Here is an 8,781-nt window from a genome sequence, read left to right as displayed (position 1 = left end):
TGGCGATATCGGCGTGGGTGCGCGTGAAATCGGCTTCCTGTTTGGCCAGTACAAACGCCTGAGCAACCAGTTCACCTCAGTGCTGACCGGCAAAGGCATGGCCTACGGTGGCAGCCTGATCCGCCCTGAAGCCACCGGCTTTGGTTGCGTGTACTTCGCTGAAGAAATGCTCAAGCGCAACGGCCAGCGGGTGGAAGGCAAGCGCGTGGCCGTCTCCGGTTCCGGCAACGTCGCGCAATACGCAGCGCGCAAAGTCATGGACCTGGGCGGCAAGGTGGTTTCCCTCTCCGACTCCGAAGGCACCTTGTATGCCGAAAGCGGTTTGACCGAGGAGCAATGGTCGGCGCTGCTAGAGCTGAAAAACGTGCAACGTGGCCGCATCAGCGAACTGGCCGGGCGTTTTGGCCTGGAGTTCCGCAAAGGCAAAACGCCTTGGGAGTTGGCCTGCGACATCGCGCTGCCCTGCGCGACCCAGAACGAACTCGACGCCGACGCCGCCCGCACGCTGCTGCGCAACGGCTGTCTCTGCGTGGCCGAAGGCGCCAACATGCCGACCACCTTGGAGGCTGTGGATATCTTTATCGAGGCGGGCATTCTGTTCGCACCGGGCAAAGCCTCCAACGCCGGTGGCGTGGCCGTGAGTGGCCTGGAAATGTCGCAGAACGCCATGCGCCTGCTGTGGACCGCGGGCGAAGTCGACAGCAAATTGCACAACATCATGCAGTCGATCCACCATGCCTGCGTGCATTACGGCGAAGAAAACGGCCGGGTCAACTACGTGAAGGGCGCGAACATCGCGGGCTTTGTGAAAGTCGCTGATGCGATGCTGGCCCAAGGCATCGTCTAGGCCTCGGGTTCAACCCGCAGCACTTCGATCAACTGATCGCCGACGGGGCGCTTCCACAGTACTTCGTCGCCGACCTGGGCGCCCAGCAATGCGCGGCCCAGCGGTGAGCCCCAGTTGATCAGATGGGCGTGGGCGTCGGCCTGGTCTTCGCCGACCAGTTGAATGCGCTGCTGCTCGTCCTGCTCGTTGGCAAAGGTGACCCAACTGCCGATTTGCACCTTGTCGGTAGACGTCGCTGGTGGCATCACCTGGGCGCTTTGCACACGCTGGTTGAAGTAGCGCAAATCGCGCTCAAGGTCCGCCAGGCGTTGCTTATTGTCCTGGGCGGATTCGAGGCTGTATTCCTGCTGCAACTGCGCAACCTTGGCCTGCAACTGCGCTAACCCTTGCGCGGTGAGACGATTGGGCTGCTCACTCACCAGGCGCTCCACCGGCTGGTCGGCCTGGGCGGCGGCGTTGTCTTCATTTACAAAAGCTCGGCTCATGACGTTCTCCTTCCATGAAGGTTGGGCCATGTTCACCGCGCGATCGTTCCCACGCTCTGCGTGGGCATACAGCCCTGGACGCTCTGCGTCCGCTTTTCAGGAAAGCGACCTATTGCGTGCGATAGGCGCGGGCAGCGTCGCGATCCTTCTCCTGTTGCCAGGCGCGTTCACGGTCATCCCAGTGGTTGTCCTTGTAGTCGCGCAACTCCTCGTTCTCGCGCATGGCCTTGCACTGGCGAAAGCCATCTTCCCAGCCTTCGGCGTATTCACGGTCTTTGAGATAGCGCGGCACATTCTTGCGAAACTCCCCACTGATGACCCCAGCGGCCTGGCGACCACTGCTGCAACCGTCGTCAAAGCCATCGGCAAAGGCCGGAGGATAACCCTTGGCGATCAAATCCTGATGGGTGGACTGGCAACCCGACAACCACACTAGCGCACACAGCATTACCGCAGACCGCCACATGGCGTACTCCCTGGCCGCTTTACGGCTGATAGGGGAAGTCTAGTCAGGGATTTGTCGGGGAGGCGTGAAAGGGCGGTGAGAAAAGTGTTGAGTTAAAGGGGCAGGCCACGCTCTGCGCGGGAACGATCTAAAGACAGGCGCTGTCCTGTGGCGAGGGAGCTTGCTCCCGCTGGGGCGCGGAGCGGCCCCAAAAGATCGGGTCTGCTGCGCAGCCCAACGCAGGGCAAGCCTGCTCGCCACAAAGGGGGTTATGTCGTCTGGTCGGTCGTCAATGCGGCATGTTCAGCCAGCTCTTGCTGAATAAACGCCGCAATCATTGCGCGATACACCTGCTCAGTGACCTCAGGGTTGGCGCCCACCGCCTCGGATAAACCCCGCACTTTGGCGATCACCTGTTCAACCCGTTGTGGCGCCTTGACGCCATCGGCGTCTTTCTTAAAGCGCGCAGCCTGGGAAACGTAGTGGCCGCGCTCGGCCAGCAGGGTGACGATTTGTTGGTCGAGGCGGTCGATGTTTTCGCGGACTTGTTCAAGGGAGGTGCAGTTAACAGCCATGTTGATGGAACTCCTGATTGCGATGTGTCGGGATATGCACGGACCAAATGTGGGAGCGGGCGTGCTCGCGAAAGCGGTGAGTCAGTCAATGCATCATTACCTGGACGACCGCCATCGCGGGCAAGCCCGGCTCCCACCTTTGAACTGTGAACAGCGCAGAGCTCAAGTCAGGCGCCAAAAAGTGTGGGAGCTGGCTTGCCTGTGATGGCGGTATGTCAGCTAAAAATCAACAACTGACACTCCGCCATTGATCGTTCCCACGCTCTGCGTGGGAGCGATCTGGTGTGGTTAGTAGTGATACCACTTCACTTCAAGCATCACTTCATTCACGGGCGTCGACAAATGGCTGTACTCACGCTGGGCACTCAACCGCAGGCCCAGGTTGCGCGACAACTCCCACTGCTGGTTAAGGCTGATACTGCGCCGCACTTCGCCATTGGTGAAGAAATCACCCTTGGCCTCAAGGCTCAGATTCCCCAGCGGGTTTTTCCACAGCACGCCGGTGTTGAACCCGGCAGCCGGTGAGATGGCTTCGCTGAAGTCGTTGTTATGTTCCACACGCACGGTGCCGAGGGCAAAACCCAGCATGTCGTCGGTGAGTTGCCAGGTACCGCCGGCGCCGCCGTTGACGTGGGCGACGAGGGTTTCGTCGTCGTGCTTGCCTGGCACGCGCTCCAGGCCGCCGGTCACTTGCCAGGACCACGGTTGCAACAGCGCGTTGCGCGGGGTCAGGGAGCGGATGGTGGCCAGGTCGAGTTGCTGCAGCTGCCAGTGGTTGCCTTCGTACTGGCGCAGTTTCATTTGCAGGATTTCGATCTGCGCGCCCAGCGGGAAGCCTTCGGCGTTGTCGTTGAGGTCGTGGTAGGCCATGCGCAGGCCGTATTCGCCAAAGGTTTTGTTGCCTCGGGTGCCGATGCCGGCCTGCCAGGTGCGCGACTCGTGGCCGTCTTCGGGCAGGCCGGGGCGTTCGATTTTAAGGTCGGGCGCCGGGTTCTGGTTGATCGCGCGCAGCAGTTCGAAGCTGCGTTGCGAGCGTTCTGTGTCGCGTTCCAGGCCATTGGCGCGGTAGCGACCGAGGCGATAGGCGGCGTCGATAATCAGCGCCTGACGTTCGCGGGGCAGGGCTTTGAAGGCCGGTTCCTGCAATTGCTTCTGGTCATCGCTGATTTTCAGCACCCATTGCTGCTCGTCGCTATCCAGTGGCTTGGCGCGTTCCAGCAACTCGCGTTCACGGGACGGACGGTAGTCGATCTTCTCCACCAGACCCGCTTCTTTGACGGCCTTGACGGTGTCGGTGGGGATCGCCGTGAGCGGGAATTGCTCGGTCAGGCGCAGGCTCGGGCGCGCCACTTGCAGCAGCTCCAGCAGGCGATAGGAGCAGTTTTCATCAAAGAAGAAGTAGTCGAACTGGATCTGCTTGAGCTCCCACACGTGCTCGACCATGCGCTTGGTCTCGACTTCGGTGAGGTTCAGGCGGTATTCCCATAGGTCGCGGTTCTCGAGGCTACGGTACTCCGAGAGTTTTTCCTGGTACGGCACCAGCGCGAACAGGCCGGGGTAGCCGCCCATCAGGCCTTTCCAGGCGTAGAGGATGCTGTTGTCGGAGCCTTCGATATAGGCGCCGAAGTTGATCGCGTAGCTCAGCAGCGCGGTGTTGTTGCTCTGCACGTCAGCCTGGTCGATACGCAGCAGGGTGTGGCCGAACATCGACGACGGGCTGTTGAGGTAGGCCGCCGGGAAGATCATCACCGCGCTGTGGGGCGCGACGTCCTTGAACCATTGGGTAAATTCTTTGCACTCCAGCGCGGGCAAGTCGGTGAGGTTCAACTGACTCTTGAGCCAGCGGGTACGTGCGGGGTAAACGCATTGGGCGTGCTTTTCGCCGAGGCTGGCCGGGGCGTACAGCGCCTCAACGGTGGCCTGCAGTTCCTGGTCCGGGTGGTGGGCGCCATCGGGGGCGAGGAAGAACTTTTTGTCGCTGACATAGCTGCGCCAGCCCTTGAGCTTGCCGGCTTCGTAATGGCCCAAAGACAGCCAGAACGGATCGTTGGCCAGTTGCTGCAAACGTTGATCATCAATATGCGGCGCCGCGTACAGCGGGGCGCAGGCGAAGAGTGCCAGCCAGGCAAAGCGTTTGAGCATAAGGGCAACTTAAGTCGGAAGTAGTGAGACCCAAAGGGGAGGCGGGCCCAAAAATAGAACCAAAAATAAAACCAGAAATAAAACCCGCGCCTCGAAAGGCGCGGGCCAGTCGAGCTTAAGCCTGGGTGGCGTATTTGGCCAGGCGGGTATCGCTTTTCAGTACAGCCAGGGTGTTGTTGTGCACGTCGTCAGCGGTCACGTCAGCTTTGCTGAAGATCTGCTGGAAGTGCTCGTGGGTCACGGCCGCGAAGTGCTCGCGATCTTCCGGTGCAACGCCCAGTACCACCGCGTAGGTGGTCAGCGCTTCGCCGTTGCCTTTGGCCATGTCTTCGGACAGCTCGTTCATCATGCCATTCATGGCAATCCAGGACTTGCCGCCGTAGGTCAGGGCGCTGTTGGTGCTGCAACCGTTGGTGCCCGAGGTCATGCCGAAGGTGGCGTTACCCGAGGTGCCGTTGGTGGTGGAAGCAAGGAAGTGAGCCGGAGTACCGCGCTGGCCTTCGAACAGCATGTTGCCCCAACCGCAGTTCGGGCCACCTGGCGATTCAGCCATTGCATTGAGGGAGACAACGGTGAAGAGAGTACCAAGAAGGATCCGTTTCATAGCTTTGTTCTCTTTGTGTGCAAACCAATGGACAAGGGTTCAGGCGCGTCGCAGCGCCCTAGGGGCCAGTTATTAGTCCAACCCGCGCAGTTTGGAGTTTAGGCACGTTCCTAGGGTTCCGTTATTTTTTATAAAACAATCCGTGTGGTTGTCGAGCGTGGCAGCGATTTTTTTGTAAGACGCATCCCCTGTCTATGCTTTCCCACAGGCTCGCCTTGCCAGAGCGCGTCAGCGAGAGCCAGAATGCCGTCATCTGCCCCGCCTGATGTAAGGAAGCCCGATGCCTGATCCTGTTGCTGCCAGCTTGCGTCTAGCGCCCGAAGCGCTGACTCGCCCTTTCTCCGCTGAACAGTTCAGCTTCTCGACCACCAATGATTTGGAGCCCTTTCGCGGTGTGCTTGGCCAGGAACGCGCAGTAGAAGCGTTGCAGTTCGGTGTGGCGATGCCACGCCCCGGTTACAACGTGTTTGTCATGGGCGAGCCCGGTACAGGCCGCTTTTCGTTCGTCAAACGCTACCTGAAAGCCGAAGGCAAACGCCTGCAGACCCCGGCGGACTGGGTCTACGTCAACAATTTTGACGAGCCGCGCGAACCGCGTGCCCTGGAATTGCCGGGCGGCGCTGCGGCGGCGTTCATCGCCGATATCAACGGCTTGGTCGACAACCTTGTCGCCACGTTCCCGGCCGTGTTCGAACACCCGACCTACCAACAGCGCAAAAGCGCCATCGACCGCGCCTTCAACCAGCGTTACGACAAGGCCTTGGACGTGATCGAGCGCCTGGCGCTGGAAAAAGACGTGGCGCTGTACCGCGACAGCTCCAACATCGCTTTCACGCCGATGCTCGACGGCAAGGCGCTGGACGAAGCTGAGTTCTCGCAACTGCCGGAAGTCGATCGCGAGCGCTTTCACACGGATATTTCCGAGCTGGAAGAGCGCCTCAACGAAGAACTGGCCAGCCTGCCGCAGTGGAAGCGTGAGTCCAACAACCAACTGCGCCAATTCAACGAAGAAACCATCACCCTGGCCCTGCAACCTTTGCTGGCGCCTCTGTCGGAAAAATACGCAGAGAACGCAGGCGTTTGCGGTTACCTGCAAGCCATGCAGGTCTACCTGCTGAAAACCGTGGTTGAGCAATTGGTCGACGACGCCAAGACCGACGCCCAGGCGCGCAAGCTGCTCGAAGAGCAATATTGCCCAAGCCTGGTGGTGGGCCATTCGGTCAATGGCGGCGCGCCGGTGGTGTTTGAACCGCACCCGACCTACGACAACCTGTTCGGCCGTATCGAATACAGCACCGACCAAGGCGCGCTCTACACCACCTATCGCCAGTTGCGTCCGGGCGCGTTGCACCGTGCCAATGGCGGTTTCCTGATCCTGGAAGCCGAGAAAATGCTCAGCGAGCCGTTTGTGTGGGACGCGCTCAAGCGCTCCTTGCAGTCGCGCAAGCTGAAGATGGAGTCGCCGCTGGGCGAGCTGGGCCGCTTGGCCACCGTGACCCTCAACCCGCAGATGATCCCGTTGCAGGTCAAGGTCATCATCATCGGCTCGCGCCAGCTGTACTACGCGTTGCAGGACGCCGACCCGGACTTCCAGGAGATGTTCCGCGTGCTGGTGGACTTCGACGAAGACATCCCGATGGTCGACGAAAGCCTGGAACAGTTCGCCCAGTTGCTCAAAACCCGCACCTCGGAAGAAGGCATGGCGCCGTTGACCTCGGACGCGGTGGCGCGGTTGGCCACTTACAGCGCACGGTTGGCGGAACACCAAGGGCGTCTGTCGGCGCGCATTGGCGACTTGTTCCAACTGGTCAGCGAGGCGGACTTTATCCGCCACCTGGCGGGCGACGAGATGACTGATGCCGGCCATATCGAACGGGCGCTCAAGGCCAAGGCCACGCGCACCGGGCGTGTATCGGCGCGGATTCTCGACGACATGCTCGCCGGGGTCATCCTGATCGACACCGCCGGTGCGGCGGTCGGCAAGTGCAACGGGCTGACCGTGCTGGAAGTCGGTGATTCGGCGTTCGGCGTGCCGGCGCGGATTTCCGCCACGGTGTACCCGGGCGGCAGCGGCATTGTCGACATCGAGCGCGAAGTTAACCTCGGCCAGCCGATCCACTCCAAGGGCGTGATGATCCTCACCGGTTACCTGGGCAGTCGTTATGCCCAGGAATTCCCGCTGGCGATCTCGGCCAGTATCGCGTTGGAGCAGTCCTACGGTTACGTGGACGGTGACAGTGCGTCGTTGGGCGAGGCGTGTACCTTGATTTCGGCCTTGTCGAAAACGCCGCTCAAGCAGTGTTTTGCCATCACCGGCTCAATCAACCAGTTTGGTGAAGTGCAGGCGGTGGGTGGGGTCAACGAGAAGATCGAAGGCTTCTTCCGCCTCTGCGAAGCCCGCGGCTTGACTGGCGAGCAGGGCGCAATCATCCCGCAGGCCAACGTGGCCACGCTGATGCTCGACGAGAAGGTGCTGCAAGCCGTGCGCGACGGGCAGTTCCATATCTATGCCGTGCGTCAGGCCGACGAGGCGCTGAGCCTGTTGGTGGGCGAGCCTGCCGGTGAGCCGGACGAAGAAGGGCAATTCCCCGAAGGCACAGTGAATGCGCGCGTGGTTGAGCGGTTGCGTGCGATCGCCGAGATGATCAGTGAGGATGATTTGAAGGAGGCGGAGAAGGAGCTGGCGCAGCAGGCGTTGGCGCAAACCCAGCCAACCTGATCTGCAGTTCGGAACGCGGTAAATGTGGGAGCTGGCTTGCCTGCGATAGCGGTGGGTTAGCCAGCAGAAGTGTCGGCTATGAGTCAGTCATCGCAGGCAAGCCAGCTCCCACATTGGATCGGTGGTGTTTCGTCACAAAATTGACTCCCATTTCAGGGACCAACGCCCGTTGGTCCCTACAACCTTGGTTTGTACTGGTTTTCTTCTATTCTGACTTTTAGGGATATCCACAGGAGTCGCAGGACAGAGACAGCCTCCCCGCGTGATTGAGGCTGAACACCGATCTACCGAGGGTCGCCGCCATGTCGCGCAACCTTTGCCTTACCCGCCAATGCCTGGGCCTGGTCACCCGTATCGAATGCTCCATTCGCCCGCTCGCGGGGGATAACGGCATGTGGACCTTATTGTTTGCTGCCGGCATGACCGGCGAGCAGCCGTCCACCATCAAGTCCCAAGGCCCGTTCCATGGGCCATTCGTGGCGGAAACCATTCTGGAGTCGATTGTGCAAAGCCTGACCTTGCACGGCTATGCGCTGGCCGATGACCCGCAGATCTGGTGCCTGCACCTGCAGGCCCATCTGCGACAACTTAACGGCGGGCGCTCGCATCCGGTCAGCGATACTCACCATTGATCGTTCCCACGCTCCGCGTGGGAATGCCGCTCCGGACGCTCCGCGTCCCGCAGCCAGCGCAGGTTCAAGCCGTGTGCAGGTGACGCGGAGCGTCACGGGATGCATTCCCACGCGGAGCGTGGGAACGATCGATAGCCTGACGTTGCATGGCTATGCGCTGCTGATGACCTGCAGATCTGCGACAACTCAACGGCGGGCGAGGGCGATTGGCGCTGTGATGATCGTTCCCACGCTCCGCGTGGGAATGCCGCCCCGGACGCTCCGCGTCCCGCAGCCAGCGCAGGTTCAAGCCGTGGGCAGGTGACGCGGAGCGTCACGGGATGCATTCCCAC

At 60.9% G+C, this 8,781-nt stretch carries 8 protein-coding genes; 3 read left to right on the top strand and 5 right to left on the bottom strand.

Features of this window, described 5'->3' with window-relative positions; all coding sequences use genetic code 11:
- Window positions 1-847: dehydrogenase family protein (locus tag FEM54_RS17000; RefSeq protein WP_477749734.1), on the top strand; the 847-nt coding region annotated here is incomplete at its 5' end.
- On the opposite strand, the gene FEM54_RS16995 is transcribed toward FEM54_RS17000, so the two are convergent.
- The 5 genes from FEM54_RS16995 to FEM54_RS16975 form a co-directional block, all read right to left on the bottom strand.
- Complete coding sequence (locus tag FEM54_RS16995) at window positions 844-1,332, bottom strand: GreA/GreB family elongation factor (RefSeq protein WP_138452045.1); 489 nt, start codon at window positions 1,330-1,332, stop codon at window positions 844-846. The genes FEM54_RS17000 and FEM54_RS16995 overlap by 4 nt on opposite strands.
- A 109-nt stretch (window positions 1,333-1,441) precedes the next feature.
- The gene (locus FEM54_RS16990) at window positions 1,442-1,798 is read right to left on the bottom strand and encodes a hypothetical protein (protein WP_017139297.1); all 357 of its coding nucleotides are present in this window, start codon (window positions 1,796-1,798) and stop codon (window positions 1,442-1,444) included.
- 248 nt (window positions 1,799-2,046) lie between these two features.
- Window positions 2,047-2,352, bottom strand: a complete 306-nt coding sequence (locus FEM54_RS16985; RefSeq protein WP_017139296.1) for a chorismate mutase — start codon at window positions 2,350-2,352, stop codon at window positions 2,047-2,049.
- Between the two features lie 288 nt (window positions 2,353-2,640).
- A complete protein-coding gene (locus FEM54_RS16980) occupies window positions 2,641-4,494 on the bottom strand; it encodes an Lnb N-terminal periplasmic domain-containing protein (protein WP_138452043.1) in 1,854 nt (617 codons plus the stop codon).
- 115 nt (window positions 4,495-4,609) lie between these two features.
- Window positions 4,610-5,098, bottom strand: a complete 489-nt coding sequence (locus FEM54_RS16975; protein WP_017139294.1) for a DUF3015 domain-containing protein — start codon at window positions 5,096-5,098, stop codon at window positions 4,610-4,612.
- 280 nt (window positions 5,099-5,378) lie between these two features.
- On the opposite strand from FEM54_RS16975, the gene FEM54_RS16970 reads away from it, so the two are divergent.
- Together FEM54_RS16970 and FEM54_RS16965 are read left to right on the top strand one after the other, a co-directional pair.
- Window positions 5,379-7,817 carry a Lon protease family protein gene (locus tag FEM54_RS16970; protein ID WP_056858239.1) on the top strand — a complete coding sequence of 813 codons (2,439 nt, stop codon included), beginning with the start codon at window positions 5,379-5,381 and terminating at the stop codon, window positions 7,815-7,817.
- 302 nt (window positions 7,818-8,119) lie between these two features.
- Window positions 8,120-8,449, top strand: a complete 330-nt coding sequence (locus FEM54_RS16965) for a PA4575 family protein (RefSeq protein WP_099547625.1) — start codon at window positions 8,120-8,122, stop codon at window positions 8,447-8,449.
- The last annotated feature ends 332 nt before the right edge of the window (window positions 8,450-8,781 follow it).

It is taken from the genome of Pseudomonas edaphica (genome assembly GCF_005863185.1).
In the GTDB taxonomy this organism is placed as follows: Bacteria; Pseudomonadota; Gammaproteobacteria; order Pseudomonadales; family Pseudomonadaceae; genus Aquipseudomonas; species Aquipseudomonas edaphica.
This window is presented reverse-complemented; position numbering and strand designations above follow the sequence as displayed.

Excerpts from the sequence above, each read along its gene's own strand:
- FEM54_RS16980 (WP_138452043.1), bottom strand. The coding sequence starts at position 4,494 with ATGCTCAAACGCTTTGCCTGGCTGGCACTCTTCGCCTGCGCCCCGCTG.
- FEM54_RS16970 (WP_056858239.1), top strand. The coding sequence starts at position 5,379 with ATGCCTGATCCTGTTGCTGCCAGCTTGCGTCTAGCGCCCGAAGCGCTG.
- FEM54_RS16985 (WP_017139296.1), bottom strand. The coding sequence starts at position 2,352 with ATGGCTGTTAACTGCACCTCCCTTGAACAAGTCCGCGAAAACATCGAC.
- FEM54_RS16975 (WP_017139294.1), bottom strand. The coding sequence starts at position 5,098 with ATGAAACGGATCCTTCTTGGTACTCTCTTCACCGTTGTCTCCCTCAAT.
- FEM54_RS16995 (WP_138452045.1), bottom strand. The coding sequence starts at position 1,332 with ATGAGCCGAGCTTTTGTAAATGAAGACAACGCCGCCGCCCAGGCCGAC.
- FEM54_RS16990 (WP_017139297.1), bottom strand. The coding sequence starts at position 1,798 with ATGTGGCGGTCTGCGGTAATGCTGTGTGCGCTAGTGTGGTTGTCGGGT.
- FEM54_RS16965 (WP_099547625.1), top strand. The coding sequence starts at position 8,120 with ATGTCGCGCAACCTTTGCCTTACCCGCCAATGCCTGGGCCTGGTCACC.